The following is a 19,629-nucleotide window of genomic DNA, read 5'->3' on the forward strand; positions in this document are numbered from 1 at the left end:
CATGAAGCGTTTAGGAATCAAAATAGGTGTCGTATTACTCGTCATCATCGCAATCTTCATTCCCGTCAACGAGTTCGTGAAAGAGTCGTGGGAATATAATAATAACCGAGCTGTCCTTGCCTTCAAGGAAGACCCTCACCCGGTCGACATCATCAATTTGGGGACGTCCCATGCGATGTACGGGTATTCATTCAAGTCGCTTGGATTATCGCATCTGGATTTGGCGTTACCGAGTCAGCCAATCGAATATGACTTGAAGATGTTAAAAGAATACGATGAACATCTGAAGCCAGGTGGGGTCGTGATTGTGTCGTTATCACAAATCACCTTCAGCAATTCGAACGTCGGTCGGAAAGAAAACTACTATCGCGTCTTGGAACGGGAAGACTTGGAGTCGGTCAGTTGGTTCAACTACTATACACACGAACGCTTCCCTGCATTGAACAGTGGGAGCGCGTACGCCGCCATTTCCCGGGAAATCCGAGATTTTCGCTTCGATGCGCATAAGCCATGGGAGAATGGGGGGCTGAACTATTCCGAGCGTAAGTATGAGGAAGTCGCCGCCCAATATGAGAATGCCGTTAACAATCACGAGATTGAAGAGAATATGGCATATTTACAAGACATCATCGATTATTGCAAGAAGCAAGGCTATCGCGTCGTCTTAGCGATAGAGCCGGTCCATTCGTCGTATCATGCGTATTTCGACGAAGCGGTCATGGAACGCCTCGTATTTCAGCATTTAGAAAAATTGGATATCGATGTCCCATTCCTCAACTACATGGGGGACGAACAGTTCATTCACAAACAATCCTTCTTCCATAACCCGGACCATTTGAATGGGGACGGGCGAAAGTTATTGTCTACGCTTGTTTATGAAGATTTGAAGCGGTTGGGGTATGTACAAGGAAAATAATCTGATCTTCATTCAAAAAACGATGCTCGCAAAAGTCCAAAATACCGCTAGCATAGATGCATATGTAATAAGTACAGTCTTGCCTGACACTTGTTGCTTAGAGAAACGTTGGAATAATCGATTGGCAATCGTCTGACCGATGACGACAGATAGAAAGATAATCACCATTTCAGTGAATAGTGAAAAGTCGTTACGGAAAATAAACATCATTGCGACAAAGAGAATCATGGAACTGGCTAGCGTGATGAAGAAACGTTGTTTATTCAAGTGAATCTCTCCTTTCTCTCATTGATACGTGTATGCTGAAGAAAAGATTCAACGAAATGGGGGATGGTTCCAATCGAAACAATCTATTTAGCCGGAGGATGTCTATGGGGCGTCCAGGCATTCGTGAAGACGTTACCCGGCGTCCTTTCAACTGAAGCGGGACGTGCGAACGGGACGACGGACACGTTGGACGGGGAATATGACAGATACGCGGAGTGCGTCAAAACGACGTTCGATCCGGACGTGGTGACGGTCGAAAAATTGATGCACTATTTATTTGAAATCATCGACCCATACAGCATCAATCAACAAGGAATCGATGTCGGCGAGAAGTATCGGACGGGCGTCTACAGTGAGGAGTCACGACACTTGGTGGAGGCGCAAGCGTTTATTGATCGACGATCGGATGCGGAACGAATTGCTGTTGAAGTGAAGCCGCTCACGAACTATGTGCGAAGTGCGGACGAGCATCAGGACCGCCTGACGCGTTGTCCGGACGATTATTGTCATATCCCGAAAGACTTATTAACAAAATATCAGAACGGTTAATTATCAAAGGCGTCTCTTCTGAGATGCCTTTTTCATTTTTTTCCAAATGAGTAAAGCCAAATGCATGTGTTTCCTGTCTAATAAGTGTAAGGGAAAAAACGAAAAGGGGGGACGTTCGATGAAACGTCTCATTCAAAAAGCGCAACGAGGCAATGATCAAGCATTCTTAAAGATCTTTCAGCATTACGAGGCTGACCTATATCGGATGGCCTACGTATACGTCAAAAATCCGGACGATGCGCTCGATGTCGTACAAGAAGTCGCTTATCAAGCATTTAAAAAGATCGGGACGTTACGGGAACCACAATTTTTGAAGACGTGGCTGATGAAGATCACCATCAACTGTGCGCTCGATGTCATGAAGAAGAGACAAAATGTGATTCAATTGAAGCCGGAGTTTGAAGAGTCAATCGGAATTGCGGAAACGGATTACGCGATAACGATGACACTCGCTGATATGATGGATTCTCTTCATGAGGATGAACGCAGTGTGGTCGTGCTGAAATATTATCAGGACTACACGTTTCAACAAATCTCAGATTTATTGGAATGGCCGATTGGTACGGTGAAGACAACCTTGTATCGGGCCGTCGATAAATTGAGACGAGAATGGAAGGAGGCTGATTGCTATGGATCGTGAGATGAAACGGATGTTGGCGGACATTGAAATCCCAAGTGAACTGCGTGAGCGGACTCGCCAAGGTGTGAAGCGAGCGAAACAAGAAATGCGCCGGGAACCAGGATTTATCCGTCGGCGGTTGATGACGGTCGGAATCGCAGCGGCACTACTCATCCCTACTGGTGCATTCGCTTATCAATCCCTCTTGGCGGATGAGTTATACGGTTCGTTTGACGAGATGAAAGTACATATCGTCAGCGCTACTTTAGAGAAATATTTGTTGTTGGATGCCAAATTGAATCAAGCGAAAGGAGTATTGGGTGAGGCAGAATATAAAGAGTTCGAGCGAGGTCTGAGCACCTTCACGGATACGCGAATCGCTTATGGAAATACGAACGGAAATGTCGATTATGAAGCGATTCCGAAGGCGGAACGAGCGGAAGTGAAGCAGGCACTTGCTGATCTTCAGCCATACTTCGATCAATTGAACGATCAGCCTGCTGCACGTGATGTGTTGACTGCTGACGAATATGACGCATATATCGAAGCGCTTATGCGAGAAGAATCGATCCGAGTACGTGCTGGGGAGTATGTCGAAGACATGCCGGATGAGTTGCGACAGTCTTATGAAGAGGCACTCGCGATTATTCGAGAGGTCAATCGGAAGCAACAACAAAACTAGTCATGGTTCATAAGGATGGGAAAATATGTTATCTTCATCATGTTCTCATTCAGAAAATGAAAAAGAGGTACAAACATGTTCACATTCGGAATCATTGGTGGTGCAAGTCTTCTTTTAGTGGCGTTCGTCTTCGGTGTGACATATCTTGTCATCCGATCCATTGTAAAAATGATGAAAAAGTAAAAGAAGGAGGTGGTCACTCAAATCGAGTGATCAACTCCTTCTTTTTACGTCCGTTCGAGAACATTCACGAGCATCTGATGGATGACAGTATGATCGTTCGGGTCATGAAGCTGATAGGGACTGCCGGGGAGCGTATATACATCTTTCGCTCCGACGTACGTGATGTGGAGTGTCAAGGAACCATCTTCCTGACACGCCGTCGTCAGTTCCAACTCACCACTGATGACACCGACTTCTTCCGTCATGACACCGTGGGTTGCCTTAAAGATCGAAGTGATTTCGTTCATTCGAAGACTCCTTTTCTAACTCAGTAACTGCAAGCATTGATGGCTGTCGTGAGTGCTGACTTCTCTGCTGATTGAAGGCTCAAGCCCCAACGACTCTTCGTTTCGACCCACATCTTCGCATACGCACAGCGAGCGCCGGTGCGAGGGGGTTGCCATGTCGACGGATCTTGGTCTCCTTTTGAGCGGTTCGATGAAGCGGACACCGCAATCAATTGAGGACCGTTCAAGTCGTTCGCAAAGCTTTGACGTTTTGTCGTCGTCCAGCTGCTTGCGCCAGAGCGCCATGCTTCAGCGAGCGGAACGACGTGGTCGATATCAATGTCAGAGGCTGAGGTGAACGTGATTCCGTCATAGTAACTGTACCATGAGCCAGTCGCAACCGGACATTCGTCGACGACCGAGTCAGCGTCTCGTTTCAAGACGATGTGACGCGTGTTACAACCGCTTCCTTGACTCGACCAGTGCGGGAAGAGGTCACGACTATACCCCGTCATCGACCCTTCATTTTTGACAGTGAGGGCATTCAGTTTCGTGAGCGCGTCCGCTTTCGATGGGATGTTCGGTGGGAAAGCAGAGACTGGTGTAGCGTCAAACGATGCGGAAATCCAGACGAGCAAGGCGACAAGTGCGACAGACATAAGTTTCTTCAACATATAAAGCCTCCTACTATGTATTTGGAATGAACACTTGTCGAGCAAGTGGGCAACCTTTCATCAAACAACTAGTGAGACAAACATCACGCGATAAATTCAACTTGATCATACACAGGACGATTTTGAAAAAGTGTGAAAATCTGCAAAATGATTAGAAAGACTATCGCAAATCCTTCTCTAGCATTAATGGACAATCCGGTGTTATTTCTTTGGAACTAGTGAGCGATCAGGACTGGTATAATGGGTGACATGGATGGAGAGAAAAGAAGAGGTGGATGGAATGAACAAGAAAGAGATTGCGGCGATTCGCCGACAGTTTAAAGTAAATGCGACAAAGCTAAAGATTGCTGACTTATATACGATTTACATCCGACAGGAAACGAATGAGATTTATTACGAAGAGTTGCGTCCGTTCCCGTTCTTAGAAGAAGAGCAGCAGGAGCTGTTTTTGACGAACTTCAAAAAAGTGCTCGGTGGAAAACTTGATGAAAAACTGTTCGAAGTGAAGTTCCAATATCCTGAGGAAGGTCAGGTCGACCATACGCAAGGCTTACTGTATGAAGGACTTCGTACGGAAGAGACCGACGTCTGGACAGACTATATGCAACGCATCGCGTTGAAGATGGTGAAAGACACGCCGTTTGAGAAGGATATGGTCGTGACGTTCATCCGGGGGAATTACAATAAGCCGACGAACCGGTACTCGGAAGAGTCTGAGATTCACGCGAACGATGAGGTGTATACGACGAAGTTCATCCTCGGCAGCATCAGCCCGACAGAGCTTCCGAAAAAATCACTCGTCTTTGACTTCGTCGAGCGGGAGTTCAAAGCCAGCTTGATTGTAAATCCGATCATCAAACTCGAGGCGCCGATCGGCGGATTCTTATTCCCGTGCTTCACGGACAACGCGGCCGATGTGAACCATGTGCTTTATTCGGCACACAAAGCGCATCAACCGGATATGACGTTCATTGAGAACGTGTTGAACGGTTCGGAGATTGTCACGGCAGTGGAAGAGAAGGCGGTCTTCGAAGAAGTGGTCAAAGCGGTCATCGGCGAAGAAGTCAATTCCCGGACTCTCGCGACCGTTTATGATGAGATCAATCAAATCATTGTCGCCGAAGAAGAGAACGAACAGGAAGAAGAGAGGGTAGCGATGCTCGACTCCCGTGCCGTCGAGGTCGTCTTACGGGCGAGTGGCGTGGAAGATGTGACGACGGAGAAAGTCGAGCAGGCGTTCAAGCAAGTCGTCGACGATACGAAATATGAGATGAAAGCGACGAGTGTCGTTCCGAAGTATACGTCAAAGTCGATTAAAATCAATACGAAAGTGGCCAATATTTCCGTCAGTCCACAAGACTTGAAATACGTGAAGCAAGTGAACTATAAAGGGAAACCGTGCTTGTTGATTGAAGTGGAAGAGGAGACGGAGATTGAAGGGTTCAAGCTCATCTCGGAAGAGTCGCTAGACTAATCGAGCATGTTGCAGTGTTCATAAGTGAACGTTCAAGCTAAGAGTCCAAGATGTAAACCTTGGGCTCTTTTTTGACAATCAAGTGAGGAAGGTTGAATTCAAACTTTGATACAGGTATGATGCAGGTGAAAACGTTTTCTAAAAGCTATATTTTTTTAGTGTTTATCGAAAGCGCTTTCGGAATTTATGAAACAACAAAAAACCTCAAAGACGAATATCGTCTTTGAGGCTAGAGTTGTATTATTTACGCGCTTTGCTTACTTTTAATTTCTTCCCTTTGACCGGCGTCGTCTCCATCGCTTGAAGGACAATTGAACCTTTTCCGTTCAAAATATCGACGTATGTCATCTGATCATTGATTGTGATGATTCCGATGTCGTCAGCGGATACGCCAGGGATTTTGGCGATTGTTCCGACGAAGTCGACGGCGCGAAGTTTTTTCTTCTTCCCGCCACTGAAGTGAAGCTTCATGATGTCCTGGTTAATACGAGCCGTCTTGTTGTTTCGAACGACACGTCGGCCACTTAACTTCTGCTCAAAGTCATCTTGGTTAGCCGCGACTTCCGCTTCTGTCGGCGCATCGATCATCGGAATCTCGAATTGAACGTATGATTCAATCGCGTTGATGAGACGTTCTTCCTGACGGGTCATGAGCGTGATTGCTGTTCCTTGTTTGCCGGCACGTCCGGTACGACCTGTACGGTGCACGTAACTTTCTTTTTCGACAGGAACGTCATAGTTGATGACGAGTTCGACGTTATCGACATCGATCCCACGTGCTGCGACGTCTGTCGCGACGAGGTAGCGGAAGTTACCCATCTTGAAGCCGTTCATGACGGCGAAACGGTCCTCTTGCTCGAGTCCGCCGTGGAGGCGTTCAGCCGAGTAACCGGCTTTGTCGAGTTCGGCGTACACCGTATCGACGTTCTCCTTCGTCCGACAGAAAATCATACAGCTGTCCGGGTTCTCGACGACCGTGATGTCTTGAAGGACAGCCAGTTTCTCATTCCGGTGAACCGGGAGGAGGCGGTGCTCGATTGTCGAAGCGGTCATGCCAGTCGATTCGATCGCGACACGTGCCGGAGCATTCATATGCTTCTGGCAGAGACGTTCGATATCTTGTGGGAATGTCGCTGAGAAGACCATCGTGACGCGGTCTTTCGGCAACTGTTGAAGAATCTTCTCGACGTCAGCGAGGAAGCCGCGGTTGAGCATCTCGTCCGCTTCATCAATGATCAAGTATTCGACGCGGTCGAGTGAGAGGGTCTCACGCTCGATATGGTCCATGACGCGACCTGGCGTACCGACGACGATATGTGTCTTTTGCTTCAACTCTTCACGCTGTTTCGAGAACGGTTCTTTCCCGTAGACGGCAGTCGCTTTGATTCGTTTGAAACGTCCGATGTTCGTCATGTCTTCCCGTACTTGAACGGCGAGTTCGCGTGTCGGCGTCAAGACGAGCACTTGTGGTTTGTTTTCGGCCCAGTCGATGAGCTCGATGACCGGAATTCCGAAAGCAGCTGTCTTTCCGCTTCCGGTCTGTGCTTTGACGATTAAGTCTTCACGCTCGAGCGCACGCGGGATGACCTGCTGCTGTACCTCAGTCGGTGATTCGTATTTCATAATGCCTAGCGCGCGCGTAATCTCGTCGCTCAGGCGATAATCAGTAAATTGTTGTTTGTTCATGGGTAACCTCATTCTTTCGTGAAAACTTCTGCTTCAGAAAATTTCAATGTCTATTTGCAATACAGTCCATTATAGACCGAAAGGCATTAGGAAAGCCAATTTCATATAAGAATAAGTACTGGTGAAAGGGGTCTACATATTGAAACACAGTTATGAAAATCTCATGGATTATTTGAATCAGCATCAGCAACTTACGAGAACAAACCACCTCGAAACCATCATCAAACTCATTCCAGGTTCAGACCGTACCGGTGACCTTGATCCACGCGTCTTTGCGACGTTGACCGCAAATCATTCTTCGCACAATGAACCGGATACAACATTTGACCTGGAGGCGGCACGCGCCAGCATGGGGTGGCCGAACCGGGATCAGACGACGACTGATATCAAAACCGAGTATCTCATGATTCCTAGTGAGGACGGTGACATCCCGGTTCGTCTGTATCGTCCGCATCATACTGAAGCCATCCCAGCCATTCTCTTCTTCCATGGTGGCGGCTTCTTCGGAGGCACGCTCGAGACGGTTGAGAATCCTTGTAAGTTGCTCGCGGAACGAGCGAACGCGGTTGTCCTCTCCGTCGATTATCGTCTCGCCCCAGAGCATCCGTTCCCGGCCGGATTGAATGACTGTTACCGCGCTTTTGAATGGGTATATGCCAACGCGACGGAGTTGAACGTCCTTCGTGATCAAATTGCTGTCGCAGGGGATAGTGCCGGAGGCAACTTGGCGACCGCTTGCTGTCTGATGGAGCAAGAACGAGGGGAAGGACGCATTTGTTATCAAGCGCTCGTCTATCCCGTCGTCAATCTGGGTTCGATTCCGACAGATGATTTTAAATGGGCGCTCGATGCTTATGATATCTCGCATCATCACGACCTAATTCGAGGTGTCGTGCTCGCCCTCGCCGACTCGGATTCGCTCTTAAATGACCTCTATCTTCAAGGGGAGGTGGATGTCACGCATCCGCTCGTCTCACCATTATTCGCAGACGATGTCTCAGGCCTACCACCGACTTTGATTGTGACGGCGGAGTACGATTACTTACGACTCGAAGGGGAGGCGTATGCGCGGAAACTGGCACGAGCGGGTGTCCCGACACGCCTCATTCAATATCGGGGGATGGACCATGCCTTCATGGACAAGTTGGGAGACTATCCACAGGCAGACGATTGTATGAATGTAATCGCAAAAGGACTTAAGGAGCTGACGAAATGAAACAGTATACATTGGATTGGACTCGTTATGAGGAATTGGCACGTCAAGCGGTCGCGGAAGGTGTCGTGTTAGTCAAAAATGAACAGAAGACCCTCCCATTACAGTCAGGGACGAAGCTCGCCGTATTTGGTCGTAGCCAGTTCCATTACTACAAGAGCGGTACGGGCTCAGGCGGGATGGTGAACGTCGGACATGTCACGACGCCGCTCGAGGCATTGCGCGAGCGTCCAGATATTCATATCAATGAATCGCTCTATGCGACGTATGAGGAATGGGTGAAGGAGAATCCGTTCGACCAAGGTGTCGGTTGGGCCGGTGAACCGTGGTCGCAACAGGAGATGGACGTAACGGACGAACTCGTCGAACAGGCGACACAAGAATCAGATGTCGCCCTCATCATGATTGGACGTACGGCAGGAGAAGACCGTGACAACACGGCCGATCCGGGTAGTTACTTATTGACGGATATCGAACATACGATGATCGAGCGCGTCACGAAACGCTTCGACAAGACGGTCGTCGTGTTGAACGTTGGGAACATCATCGACATGAAGTGGGCGAAGGAGCCGAGTGCCATCCTCTATGCATGGCAAGGTGGGATGGAAGGTGGAAAAGGACTCGTCGACGTGCTCGTCGGAGATGTGAGTCCTTCCGGGAAACTGACGGATACGATTGCTCAATCGATTGAAGATTATCCGTCGACGAAGAACTTTGGTCATGCAGATAAAGGCATTTATCAAGAAGACATCTATGTCGGTTATCGCTACTTCGAAACGTTCGCGAAGGAGGATGTCTTATATCCATTCGGATTCGGACTGTCTTACACGACGTTCAAAACGGAGGTAAAGCATACCGCAGAAACTGATGGTGTCCTGACGGTCGAGGTGGAAGTGACGAACGCGGGTGAGTGCGATGGGAAAGAAGTCGTCCAACTCTACGTCGAGAAACCGCAAGGGAAGCTCGGGAATCCGTTCCGGTCATTGGTGGCGTTCGAGAAAACCTTGCTTCTTGAACCGGGCGAGCGCCAAATCCTTTCTTTCAACGTCCACATGACTGACTTTGCGAGCTATGACGACTCTGGCGTGACGGGTTATGAATCGAGCTTCGTTTTAGAGGCAGGAACGTATCGGTTGTACGTCGGAACGGATGTGCGTTCGGCTACACTCGCTCTCGAAGTCGAGCAACAGGAGCAACGTGTCCTCGAGACGTTAAGTGAAAATATGGCACCCGTCCTCCCGTTCGAACGGATGAAACCGATTCAAGGCGAACGAGGATTGGAAGTGGGTTATGAGTCGACACCGCTTCGTGCCGTTGACGTGGAGACGCGCTATTTGGAAGAACGTCCTGAGACGCGACCTTTCACAGATGACCAAGGCATCAAATTGAGTGATGTGTATCATGGAAAGGCTTCGCTCGACGCATTTCTAGATCAATTGACGGATGAAGATTTGGCTGCGATTGTCCGCGGACAAGGGATGAATTCTCCACGCGTCACACCGGGGACGGCAGCGGCGTTTGGTGGCGTATCCGACCGGTTGAACGAGCTTGGGATTCCAGCGGCATGTTGTGCCGATGGTCCATCAGGCATTCGCATGGATATCGGGACGAAAGCGTTCGCGCTTCCGAACGGGACGCTTTTGGCTTCCACGTTTAACGTCGATCTCGTCGAAGACTTGTTTGAGATGACTGGGCTTGAGATGCGAAAAAACCGCGTCGACACGTTGCTCGGACCCGGGATGAACATTCATCGCAACCCGTTGAACGGACGGAACTTCGAGTACTTCTCAGAAGACCCACATGTGACTGGGAAGATGGCAGTCGCCCAACTGAATGGGATGCATCGCGTCGGCGTGACGGGTACGCTCAAGCACTTCAGCGCCAACAACCAAGAGGCGCATCGTCATGATATCGATTCGGTCGTATCAGAACGCGCGTTACGCGAGATTTATTTGAAAGGGTTCGAGATGGCAGTGAAAGAAGGACGCGCATCGTCCATCATGACGACATATGGAGCGGTCAACGGCATCTGGACGGCAGGTCTATATGATCAAAATACGCGTATCTTACGGGACGAGTGGGGCTTTGACGGCATCGTCATGACAGACTGGTGGGCAAAAGTGAACTTCCGTGAGGATGAGTCGGCCAATCGTCAAAACACGGCAGCGATGGTTCGCTCGCAAAACGACTTGTATATGGTCGTCGATCGCCCGGACCTCAACTCGTTCGAGGATAATACGATGGCATCGCTCGAAGAAGGCGTGGTGACACGAGGCGAGTTGTTGCGGAGCGCGCGGAACATCTGTGCGTTCATCTTGAAATCACCGGCGATGGAGCGTCTTCTCGGGATTCATGACGGTTCCGTCGAGGTGCTCGGCTTTGAAGATGAGACGAACCAACAGGATGCATTTGAGTTAGACTATCAGCATCTCGAAAACGGGGAACATGTGGATTTGTCAGGAATCGATACTTCGACAGGGAACACACATGTCTTCGCCATCTCGGTCGACCAAACGGGGACGTATGATATCACGTTGACGGCCCGTTCGAACGCGGGAGAGTTGGCACAGATGCCGGTGACGTTGTTTGCGAACAATATCCCGGGTGCGACGTTCACGTTTAATGGGACGGACGGAGAATGGGTGACGCAGACGAAACAGGTCTTTTTCTTGAACCAACATAATTATCTCCAACTCTATTTCGCACTGAGCGGTCTAGAAGTGAAGGACGTGTCCTTCACGCTCGCAGATGAATTCAGTATGAAGAACGGCTGAGTCGCCCTTTTGCTGATTCATTGAATTCGGTATAATCGAAAGAACGACACATCGCAAAGGAGGCGCATACCCGTGGAAAATCGGCTTCGATTTTCTAGGTCTTCACGCACTCATGCAAAGCCATTTGGACGAAAGGCGATCACTTGCATGGGGCGAAACGAATACCTTGATCGCTTGATTTAACGTTACCCATTTGGCTTTGCTCCCTTATCGGATTGGATTCATTCAATAAGGAGCGAGGTATGATGAAGTACGTCAATGCGCAACAGATCCTGCCAGAACGATTGTTGCAAGAGGTGCAACAATACGTACAAGGTGAAACGCTATATGTGCCGACCCCGACCGACACGAAACGGAAATGGGGGACGGTCAACGGTGGGAAACAATTACTTGAGGAACGAAACGAAGCCATACGCGCAGCGTTTCGGAATGGAGAGCGAATCGAAAATCTGGCCAAGTCCTATCATTTGGCGACGCATACGATTCGAAAGATTGTATACCGCTCGAGATGAAGGAGGTACGACTAGTTCGCTAGTCGTACCTTTTTAGGTCGACTATGTTTCTTAATCAAAGTGTACACAGTAAGGAAGCATCGTTTCCTGTAAACTGAAGATGGAGGAAGGGGGCGACAAAATGTCAGATCCATTTATTCAAAACGAACAGTATAATCTCATCAAAGAACAAGTGACGCTCGTCAAAGAGAGTCGAACGCAAAGCCTGCCGCCTTCTGTCTTGCGAGCAGTCATCGACTTGGCACAATCGAAAGTGATGTATGCATTTCCTGAAGCGACGACTGAACAACTGAAGCTGTTACAGTTCGCGGCGCTACAGACGAACGAAGCGTTCGACGAATACATGCAACAATTACGAGAATGGGTTCAACCGTTTCCCGTTATTTCTGCCGAGCAGCTGAAGGAATTGTTCCCGAAACAGAAGAAGCTTCGCTTACCGGAGTTATCCGATGTTGATTTTGGACGACTCACGTATCTAGGTTGGAACGATGGACGTTCCAATCAAAAGTTGATGATTTGCCAATACGAAGGTCAATTGATTGGCATCGCATGTAAACCGAGCACGAATACGAAGAAAAACATATGTGCCTTTTGTAATCAGTTCACGGATGTGACGTACTGCGTTACGATCACCAAAGCGAAACAAGCGAAAAATCCGGACTATTACAAAGCCATCGGCACATATATATGTGTCGACAGTAAGACGTGCAACGAACACATCACGAGCCAAGAGGCGTTGCATACTTTTGTTCATACAGCGTTACAGGCCTGACGAGAGAGTCAGGCTTTTTATGTTGTTGAAATGGCGGCATTTACAAAAACCATACAGGGCTGTATTCAATCTGAAAATGTATCTTTACAAATGTCCGTTAGGCTACAGGAGTAGTACATATTCGGGAGGGTTTACTAGATGAAAAAGACAATGAAGAAGTTCGTTCCACTCGCAGTGGTGTCGACGCTCGCGCTCGGAGGCATCGTCGGGGTGCAACAACATAACGAAGCAGAAGCAGCAAAGGATTCAAAGAATCATAAGGCGAAAAACGTCATCTTTATGATCGGGGACGGGATGGGCGTGCCGTATACGACAGCACTTCGTTACATGAACGATAATGAAGAGACGGTGGAGATGGAGCCGACTGCCTTCGATCCACATTTGGTGGGCATGCAGTCGACGTATCCTGAAGACGATGCGGAGAACGTGACCGACTCGGCGGCGGCCGCAACGGCGATGAGTTCGGGTGTGAAGACATATAACAACGCGATTGCCGTTGATAACGACAAGACAGACGTGAAAACGGTACTCGAACAAGCGAAAGAGAACGGTATGTCGACAGGACTTGTCGCGACATCAGAAATCACGCATGCGACACCGGCATCTTACGGCGCGCACGAGGAGCAACGGAAGAGTGAGAATGCGATCGCCAATGATTATTATGATGACTTGATTGATGGGGAGCATAAAGTGGATGTCATGCTCGGAGGCGGAACGAAATTCTTCGAACGCTCGGACCGTAATATCGCCAAGCAGTTCCAAGAAGACGGCTACAGTTACGTCACGTCAGCAGAAGAGATGAAACAGGACGATAACAAGCAGGTACTCGGTCTATTCGCGGAAGTCGGATTGGACAAGATGATCGACCGTGACGAGAAACAACCGAGCCTCGCGGACATGACGACATCCGCTCTCGATCGACTGAAAGGGGACAAAGATGGATTCTTCCTCATGGTAGAAGGAAGTCAAATCGACTGGGCCGGACATGACAACGATGTTGTCGGCGCGATGAGCGAGATGAAGGATTTTGAGCAAGCGTTTGAGGTCGTTCGTGACTTCGCCAAAGAGAATGGTGAGACGTTAGTTGTCGTGACGGCGGATCACTCGACAGGCGGCATTTCAATCGGGGCGGACGGGAACTATAACTGGGATCCGACTCCGATTCAAGCAGCGAAACGCACTCCAGACTTCATGGCGAAAGAAATCGAAGCTGGAGCGGACGTAGAAGCTGTCTTACGTGAAAACATTGATTTGGAATTGACGTCTGAAGAGATTGCTTCTGTGAAGAAAGCGGCTGAGACGAATGACGTCACGAAAATCGACAACGCCATCGAGAAAATCTTCGATCAGCGTTCGGGAACGGGCTGGACGACGGACGGTCATACGGGTGACGACGTGCCGGTATATGCGTTCGGACCACAACAAGAGAAGTTCCTCGGCATGAGTGATAACACCGATCAAGCAAAACGGATCTTCAACTTGTTGAAGAATAAAGGGAAAATCAAATAAGTAAGTAGATATGCTAAGACTACGCGGAATTCCTGCGTAGTCTTTTTATTGTTAATACATTTCTAGTGATTTGATTGTATGTTTGAGTACATCTACGTCTTCATTTTCCCAGCCCAATCGATTTACTGCATTGATAAACTGTCGTGTTGCTTTAATAAGAGCAACTTTCAGTTCTTCAATTGAAACGATACCGATTTCCGTCTTCATTTGACCATCTTTCGTAAATGATAATTCGAGTTCAGACAAAGATATTTTTTTGGCTGATATAGAAAAGGGACCATCCATAAATGGAAACGAATGAATAGATTTTAGTGGAGCGTGTAAAATCGCCCGACAGCTGTCAATCCACCATTTTAATATAACAGCAACGAAATCAGACCATCCTACTCCCGGGAAATAATCGTATGTATCAATGACAAAGTTGATTTCGCCAATAATTTGACCAGAGTATGTTAACGAATCAAGATTAATCTCGATGGAAATTTGATGACACATCATTGCTCACCTCATCCGTTTTTGAAAGATTACTACTAAGACCATCTTACTCGAGCTATACGAAGTACGAAACGATGAGTTGAATTGACAGAAGTTGTCGTATGATAGACAGACAACCATGATTCGATTAACGAGGGGGAAGCGGATGAAACACGCAGTGATTTTTGACATGGACGGAACATTGTTTCGGACAGATTTGATTTTGGAACGGGCGCTAGATGAAACGTTTGATCATTTACGAAGTGAAGAAAAATGGAAAGGTCCGACACCGATTGATCAATATCGGAACATCATGGGGGTACCGTTGCCAGTTGTTTGGAACACATTGCTCCCACAATACGATGAGCAAACTAGAGAAGAGGTCGATGCCTATTTCTTAACACGACTCATCAAAAACATTGAAAACGGGAATGGAGCATTATATGCAGGGGTACTCGAACTGTTTGAACAATTGTATCAAATGGGGCATTCCATCTTCGTCGCAAGCAATGGTTTGGTGGACTATTTACAAGCCATCGTCACGCGTTATGAATTGGATCGTTGGATCACAGAAACTTATAGCATTCAACAAATCGACACGTTGGATAAGGGCGATTTGGTGGCTGAAATCGTGAAGAAGTATGAACTGCAGGAGGGCTTCGTGGTAGGTGACCGATTATCGGATATCTCGGCTGCACGAGCGAACGGACTCATTTCAATCGGCTGTCGTTTTGACTTCGCACAAGAAGTAGAGTTACAAGAAGCGAATTACGTTGTGAATCACTTGGCAGAAGTTCTCGATATCGTTTCAAAGGAGACAGCTTCGCTATAAGTGAATCGATTTCTGGATTGGACTCGTAAGTAAAGGACTACAACAAATCGGAGGGATCATCATGCACACGCTCTACATGAAACAAAAAGTGTTAAGCTTACGCGGACGTTTCACCATCAAGGATGCGGACGGACATGACAAATATTTCATCGAAGGTAGCTTTATGAAGTTTCCAAAATCATTCGAAATCAAAGATACGAACGATCAGACGGTCACGACAATCACGAAAAAGACGTTCAGTTTTTTACCGAAATTTTTTGTGGAAGTGGACGGCACAGATATGATGACCATCTCGAAAGAGTTCTCGTTTTTCAAACCGAAATATTCAATCGATGCAGCCGGGATCGATGTCCAAGGAGATTGGTGGGACATGGATTTTGATGTGACGAAGAACGGACATTCGATCGGAAGTGTACAAAAGAATTGGTTCTCATGGGGCGATAGTTACGAGATTCGTGTCGAAGAACCGGAGATGGAGCACCTTCTTATCTCTATCGTCGTAGCAATCGATTGCGCGAAAGCAGATCAAGCAGCGGCATCTAGCGCAGCAACATAAAGGGGAGTATCTAATGGAATTTTGGGACGTCTATACGGTCGACCGAGAAAAGACCGGTCGCACGTGGCAACGCGGAAGTCGATTGCCGAAAGGGGAATACCATCTTGTCATCCACGTATGTATCTTTAACGAGAAGGGTGAGATGTTGATTCAACAGCGCCAACCGTTCAAGGATGGTTGGGCCAACATGTGGGATATCACAGTCGGTGGAAGTGCCACGGTAGGAGATACGAGCCAGCAAGCCGCCATGCGGGAGCTCGAAGAGGAGATTGGGCTCAAGCTTGATTTATCTCAGACACGACCGCACCTGACAGTCAATTTTGACGAAGGGTTTGACGATATTTATTTGGTCGAAATGGAAGTGGATTTGAACGAGCTGACGCTTCAAGAATCTGAAGTGCAAGCCGTGAAGTGGGCGGATGAGGCGACGATTCTACAGATGATTCAACAGCATGAATTCATACCGTATCATACGCCAATGATACCGTTACTGTTTGCCATGCGAGGACAATGGGGAGGGATAAATCATCATGCATACGTACAAGTGGATAAATGAACCAAAAAGCGTGAACGGATTTGAACCGCTCACTTTCCGCACTTTGCCAGATACGGACTTTTGGCGAAACACACATTACGGATTCAATCGGATGACGGCACATGCGTTATTGACAGACGTCAAAGCCAAACGATTTACATGTCGGGCGACAATCCAGATGGAACCGAGCCATACATATGATCAGGCCGGAATCGTCTTATATGTGAACGATGACCATTGGATCAAGACGTCTGTCGAGTACATTCCGGATGGACCGTCCCATCTTGGCGCAGTCGTCACTTCGTTTGGCTATTCAGATTGGTCGACACGTGATTTTTCAAATGACATGGTTCGCAATCCGTTGACGTTTGAAATCGTGTATACAGATGGAGATGTGGAGATTTTCTTTGAATATAGTGACGGTATGCGTGAACAGCTTCGCATTGCCCATCTCCATGACGTATCGACATTACGCATCGGTCCATATGCCTGTAGTCCGGATGTGAATGCGACAGGTTTTGACGTGACAATTTCGAATTGGGAACTACGGGAAGCATCGACGTGAGTCGGTGCTTTTTTATGTGTCAGTTTGATTTCACTTCCGAAAAGTGGTTGAAGTTTTAGCAAAGAAAAATCTATAATGAATTTATCGAAAGCGCTTTCGGAAATCGCTTTCAAAAGTACGGACTGACATATGACAATCATTTATCCTAAAGGAGGACGCACGATGAAGAAATGGGTTGCACTCGCACTCGGGACAGGCCTTGCCCTATCCTTGCCACAAGAGGTGCCGGCTGAAAAGAGTTCAAAAGCCGATGACGCTAAGTGGAAACTTGTCTGGTCAGATGAGTTTAGCAAGTCTGAAATCGATCACTCGAAATGGAATTTTGAAACGGGGAACTGGATTGTCGACAAAGATGGAAATCCAGTCGCTGCCGGTTGGGGAAACAATGAAAAACAATTTTACACGGACAAAAACGAAAACGCTTTCGTAAAAGATGGGAAGCTCGTCATCCGTGCGAAGAAAGAGCAAGCATCGGATCAATTCGGCACTTATGACTACACATCGGCGAAGTTGACGACGAAGGGGACGTTCAGTAAGACATATGGTCGCTATGAGATGCGAGCTAAACTTCCAACCGGTAAAGGACTGTGGCCGGCGTTTTGGATGCTGCCAGAAGAAGACCGCTACGGTGGTTGGGCCGCATCGGGTGAAATCGACATCATGGAATCGTGGGGCAGTCAGCCAGATAAAGTCGCCGGCACGATTCACTACGGGGAAACGTGGCCGAACAACAAATATACGGGGAAAGATTATCACTTCGCAGAAGGTGACGGCATCGACAAGTGGCATACATATGCAGTCGAGTGGGAACCAGGTGAGATTCGTTGGTATGTAGATGGTCAGCTCTATCAAACACAAAACGACTGGTATGCGAAAGAAGCAAACAAAGCATCGAAATATAGCTACCCTGCACCATTCGACCAAGATTTTTACTTGATTATGAACTTGGCGGTCGGTGGATGGTTCGATGGGGATGTTGACGAGACGACACCATTCCCGGCAGAGATGGAAGTCGATTACGTCCGCGTCTTTGACTTGAAGAACGGGAAGTATCGCGATGCTGCCGAGCCGACATATTCAGATGAGGAAGTTGTGTTACCGGAAGGTGCGAAACAACCTCTAGAAGACGGAAACCTTGTCTATGACGAAGACTACATTGAACCAATTACGACGGTAACGAACGGTGCGCAGGCGCTCAACCCGACGTATTGGAACTACGTGGCGCTTCCTGACTTTGGTGGCGTCGGTTCCATCGATGTGATTGACTTGGCAGGGTCACGTTTTGCTGACATTTCGATTGATCAAGCAGGAAGCCAACCATATTCGCATCAATTGATTCAAAACGTATCGCTCGGACAAGGTGGCCACTATAAAGTGACGTTTGACGCTAAGGCGGATGCGGCGCGTTCCATTGCCGTTAAAGTCGGTGGGGGTCCGGACCGAGGCTATGCAAAATATTCTGATGAAGGGTCATTCGATTTGACGACAGACGTTCAAACGTACTCGATGACATTCGATATGACAGAAGAAACAGATCTTGCGGCACGTCTCGAGTTCAACGTCGGACTCAGCACGTCAGGTGTCCAAATCGGGAACGTTCGTGTCGAGCAGACGCCTCGTGAGGCATTCAATCCGAATGCGACGAAACCGATGCTTGGCGACGGAAATCACGTATATAACGGCACGTTCGACCAAGGCGCGATGGATCGCATGACGTATTGGACGTTCGACCCAGGTGTCACGAAAGGGACAGGAACAGTCGACCCAGTAGAGCGTCTCTTCCGTTTTGAAACGAACAAGAAAAAAGGAGCACCGGCAACGTTGGTGCAACAAGGGATTCAATTGCAAGAGGGACATGAATACGTTCTTCGCTTCAAAGCACGTGCAGAGCGTGTAGACGGTCTGCTAGTAGGATTGAACGGAGCGAATGAGGATGCCTACCTTCCGCTAGAGCGTATCGCGCTATCTGAAGCATTCGATACGTATGAAATTCCGTTCACGATGGAAGCCGGAACCGACCTCATGAGTCAACTCCAGTTCATTCTCGGTTCTGAAAAAGGTGTGATTGAAATCGATGACGTCGAGTTACGCGATGTCACACCGGTTTATATCGACCCGTCTCCACTTAAAAACGGTGCATTCACAGAAGGTCTCACCAACTGGGGCTCTTATGTACACTTTGACGCACAGGCTGCTGTCGAAGCGGTGAACGAGGCGGCACATATCTCGATTACGCAAGAAGGGCACGAAGCGTGGAGTGTCCTCATGGAACAAGGGGGTCTTGAGTTACAACAAGATCAAACGTACGTCGTCCAATTCGATGCATCCTCTACTGTCGCTCGTTCATTCGAAGTGACGTTAGAGAATGTCGGGTACTATCGCTATTTGAGCGAAGTCGTAGCGGTCACACCAGAAACGAACACGTACACGTTTGAAGTGACGATGCCGGTGACAGATGTCACAGGATTGAAGTTCTTGATGGGACGCACAGAAGGGTCGCCACTCGGGGCTCATGACATCACAATTGACAATGTGAGTGTGACGTTGAAATAAGATGATACGTAAAACAGG

General features: G+C 48.1%; 20 protein-coding genes. 15 read left to right on the forward strand and 5 right to left on the reverse strand.

Annotated elements, in window-relative coordinates; all coding sequences use genetic code 11:
- Position 1: 1 nt before the first annotated feature.
- Positions 2–916 carry a hypothetical protein gene (locus Q9R25_RS10575; protein ID WP_311283126.1) on the forward strand — a complete coding sequence of 305 codons (915 nt, stop codon included), beginning with the start codon at positions 2–4 and terminating at the stop codon, positions 914–916.
- A 12-nt stretch (positions 917–928) separates the two neighbouring features.
- On the opposite strand, the gene Q9R25_RS10580 is transcribed toward Q9R25_RS10575, so the two are convergent.
- Positions 929–1,183 (reverse strand): hypothetical protein, encoded by a 255-nt coding sequence (locus Q9R25_RS10580; protein ID WP_311283127.1) that lies wholly within the window; start codon positions 1,181–1,183, stop codon positions 929–931.
- A gap of 72 nt (positions 1,184–1,255) precedes the next feature.
- Between Q9R25_RS10580 and Q9R25_RS10585 the strand changes: the two genes are divergently transcribed.
- From Q9R25_RS10585 to Q9R25_RS10595, 3 genes are all read left to right on the forward strand, one after another.
- Entirely contained in the window at positions 1,256–1,732 is a 477-nt protein-coding gene (locus Q9R25_RS10585; protein ID WP_311283217.1) for a peptide-methionine (S)-S-oxide reductase, read from the forward strand.
- 118 nt (positions 1,733–1,850) lie between these two features.
- Positions 1,851–2,372, forward strand: coding sequence for a sigma-70 family RNA polymerase sigma factor (locus Q9R25_RS10590; RefSeq protein WP_074035210.1), 522 nt, complete (start codon positions 1,851–1,853; stop codon positions 2,370–2,372).
- Positions 2,362–3,033, forward strand: a complete 672-nt coding sequence (locus Q9R25_RS10595; RefSeq protein WP_311283128.1) for a DUF3600 domain-containing protein — start codon at positions 2,362–2,364, stop codon at positions 3,031–3,033. The genes Q9R25_RS10590 and Q9R25_RS10595 overlap by 11 nt, the downstream gene beginning before the upstream one ends.
- A gap of 227 nt (positions 3,034–3,260) precedes the next feature.
- Here the strand turns inward: Q9R25_RS10595 and Q9R25_RS10600 are convergent, their stop codons facing one another.
- Both Q9R25_RS10600 and Q9R25_RS10605 read right to left on the reverse strand, forming a co-directional pair.
- On the reverse strand, positions 3,261–3,503 hold the full coding sequence (locus Q9R25_RS10600; protein ID WP_031424128.1) for a hypothetical protein: 243 nt from the start codon (positions 3,501–3,503) through the stop codon (positions 3,261–3,263).
- A 20-nt stretch (positions 3,504–3,523) separates the two neighbouring features.
- Positions 3,524–4,156 carry an HNH endonuclease family protein gene (locus tag Q9R25_RS10605; protein WP_074035207.1) on the reverse strand — a complete coding sequence of 211 codons (633 nt, stop codon included), beginning with the start codon at positions 4,154–4,156 and terminating at the stop codon, positions 3,524–3,526.
- Between the two features lie 280 nt (positions 4,157–4,436).
- Here Q9R25_RS10605 and Q9R25_RS10610 point away from each other — a divergent pair, with 280 nt between their 5' ends.
- Complete coding sequence (locus Q9R25_RS10610; RefSeq protein ID WP_015880257.1) at positions 4,437–5,630, forward strand: DUF4317 domain-containing protein; 1,194 nt, start codon at positions 4,437–4,439, stop codon at positions 5,628–5,630.
- A 240-nt stretch (positions 5,631–5,870) separates the two neighbouring features.
- On the opposite strand, the gene Q9R25_RS10615 is transcribed toward Q9R25_RS10610, so the two are convergent.
- Positions 5,871–7,316: a DEAD/DEAH box helicase gene (locus tag Q9R25_RS10615; protein ID WP_311283129.1), complete on the reverse strand. Its 1,446-nt coding sequence runs from the start codon at positions 7,314–7,316 to the stop codon at positions 5,871–5,873.
- A gap of 139 nt (positions 7,317–7,455) precedes the next feature.
- On the opposite strand from Q9R25_RS10615, the gene Q9R25_RS10620 reads away from it, so the two are divergent.
- The 5 genes from Q9R25_RS10620 to Q9R25_RS10640 all read left to right on the forward strand — a co-directional run bounded on the left by Q9R25_RS10620 (position 7,456) and on the right by Q9R25_RS10640 (position 14,096).
- Positions 7,456–8,532 (forward strand): alpha/beta hydrolase, encoded by a 1,077-nt coding sequence (locus Q9R25_RS10620; RefSeq protein WP_074035204.1) that lies wholly within the window; start codon positions 7,456–7,458, stop codon positions 8,530–8,532.
- A complete protein-coding gene (locus Q9R25_RS10625; RefSeq protein ID WP_311283130.1) occupies positions 8,529–11,303 on the forward strand; it encodes a glycoside hydrolase family 3 protein in 2,775 nt (924 codons plus the stop codon). The genes Q9R25_RS10620 and Q9R25_RS10625 overlap by 4 nt, the downstream gene beginning before the upstream one ends.
- Positions 11,304–11,548: 245 nt before the next feature.
- A complete protein-coding gene (locus Q9R25_RS10630; protein ID WP_214737840.1) occupies positions 11,549–11,815 on the forward strand; it encodes a CD3324 family protein in 267 nt (88 codons plus the stop codon).
- A 121-nt stretch (positions 11,816–11,936) separates the two neighbouring features.
- Complete coding sequence (locus tag Q9R25_RS10635; RefSeq protein WP_074035199.1) at positions 11,937–12,587, forward strand: FusB/FusC family EF-G-binding protein; 651 nt, start codon at positions 11,937–11,939, stop codon at positions 12,585–12,587.
- 138 nt (positions 12,588–12,725) lie between these two features.
- A complete protein-coding gene (locus Q9R25_RS10640) occupies positions 12,726–14,096 on the forward strand; it encodes an alkaline phosphatase (RefSeq protein ID WP_074035197.1) in 1,371 nt (456 codons plus the stop codon).
- Between the two features lie 51 nt (positions 14,097–14,147).
- On the opposite strand, the gene Q9R25_RS10645 is transcribed toward Q9R25_RS10640, so the two are convergent.
- Positions 14,148–14,594 carry a hypothetical protein gene (locus tag Q9R25_RS10645; RefSeq protein ID WP_311283131.1) on the reverse strand — a complete coding sequence of 149 codons (447 nt, stop codon included), beginning with the start codon at positions 14,592–14,594 and terminating at the stop codon, positions 14,148–14,150.
- A 142-nt stretch (positions 14,595–14,736) separates the two neighbouring features.
- Between Q9R25_RS10645 and Q9R25_RS10650 the strand changes: the two genes are divergently transcribed.
- The 5 genes from Q9R25_RS10650 to Q9R25_RS10670 all read left to right on the forward strand — a co-directional run bounded on the left by Q9R25_RS10650 (position 14,737) and on the right by Q9R25_RS10670 (position 19,611).
- Positions 14,737–15,402, forward strand: a complete 666-nt coding sequence (locus Q9R25_RS10650; RefSeq protein ID WP_015880265.1) for an HAD hydrolase-like protein — start codon at positions 14,737–14,739, stop codon at positions 15,400–15,402.
- A 61-nt stretch (positions 15,403–15,463) separates the two neighbouring features.
- Positions 15,464–15,958, forward strand: coding sequence for an LURP-one-related/scramblase family protein (locus tag Q9R25_RS10655; RefSeq protein ID WP_311283132.1), 495 nt, complete (start codon positions 15,464–15,466; stop codon positions 15,956–15,958).
- 13 nt (positions 15,959–15,971) lie between these two features.
- Entirely contained in the window at positions 15,972–16,514 is a 543-nt protein-coding gene (locus Q9R25_RS10660) for an NUDIX hydrolase (RefSeq protein WP_047795739.1), read from the forward strand.
- Positions 16,489–17,058 carry a DUF1349 domain-containing protein gene (locus Q9R25_RS10665; protein WP_015880268.1) on the forward strand — a complete coding sequence of 190 codons (570 nt, stop codon included), beginning with the start codon at positions 16,489–16,491 and terminating at the stop codon, positions 17,056–17,058. The genes Q9R25_RS10660 and Q9R25_RS10665 overlap by 26 nt, the downstream gene beginning before the upstream one ends.
- Positions 17,059–17,220: 162 nt before the next feature.
- A complete protein-coding gene (locus tag Q9R25_RS10670) occupies positions 17,221–19,611 on the forward strand; it encodes a carbohydrate binding domain-containing protein (protein WP_311283133.1) in 2,391 nt (796 codons plus the stop codon).
- The last annotated feature ends 18 nt before the right edge of the window (positions 19,612–19,629 follow it).

The organism is Exiguobacterium sp. BG5(2022), from assembly GCF_031844365.1.
GTDB classification, from domain to species: Bacteria; Bacillota; Bacilli; order Exiguobacteriales; family Exiguobacteriaceae; genus Exiguobacterium; species Exiguobacterium profundum.